The sequence below is a fragment of the Vibrio sinaloensis genome, assembly GCF_000808535.1.
GTDB lineage: Bacteria > Pseudomonadota > Gammaproteobacteria > Enterobacterales > Vibrionaceae > Vibrio > Vibrio sinaloensis_D.
The window spans coordinates 1-746 of the sequence record NZ_JWLV01000035.1 but is presented as its reverse complement, the minus strand read 5'-3'; the positions used below and the strand labels follow the sequence as shown (position 1 = coordinate 746).

1 protein-coding gene is annotated in these 746 nt (G+C 55.0%); it reads left to right on the top strand.

What is annotated here, in order from left to right:
• Positions 1 to 746 (top strand): cadherin repeat domain-containing protein (locus RJ47_RS21475; RefSeq protein WP_039485310.1); only part of this gene is annotated, 746 nt, incomplete at both ends.

Sequence of the window (746 nt, the reverse complement as noted above, 5' to 3'; positions counted from 1 at the left end):
GCGGCGGTGGATGGCGACGGTGAAAACGTCACCTACAGCATCACCACCAATGTCACCAACGACGCCGATGAGCCGCTGTTTGAAATTGACGCCAATTCCGGCGAGATCAGCTTAACCGCAGCCGGAGTCGCCGCCTTTACCAATGACTTCGAGCTTGTGTCGAACGTGCACAACATTGTGGTCACCGCCACCGAAGACGAAGGCTTGGGCGAGGTGAAATCCACCAACATCAATGTCGAGCTCAGCGAGCTGAATCTTGATGAAGACAGTCCTATTTTTGTCGATGACGATGACAATCCGGTGGAGGACTACGCGTTTGAGTACAACGAGAACTCACTCGACAGCGATGTGATTGGTACCGTAGCGGCGGTGGATGGCGACGGCGAAAACGTCACCTACAGCATCACCACCAATGTCACCAACGACGCCGATGAGCCGCTGTTTGAAATCGACGCCAACTCCGGTGAGATCAGCTTAACCGCGGCTGGGGTGGCGGCGTTTACCAACGACTTTGAGCTTGCATCAAACGTGCACAACATTGTCGTCACCGCCACCGAAGATGAAGGCTTAGGCGAGGTGAAATCCACCAACATCAATGTCGAGCTCAGTGAGCTGAACCTGGATGAGGACAGCCCGATCTTTGTCGATGACGACGACAATCCGGTGGAGGACTACACCTTCGAGTACAACGAGAACTCACTCGACAGCGATGTGATTGGTACCGTAGCGGCGGTGGATGGCGACGG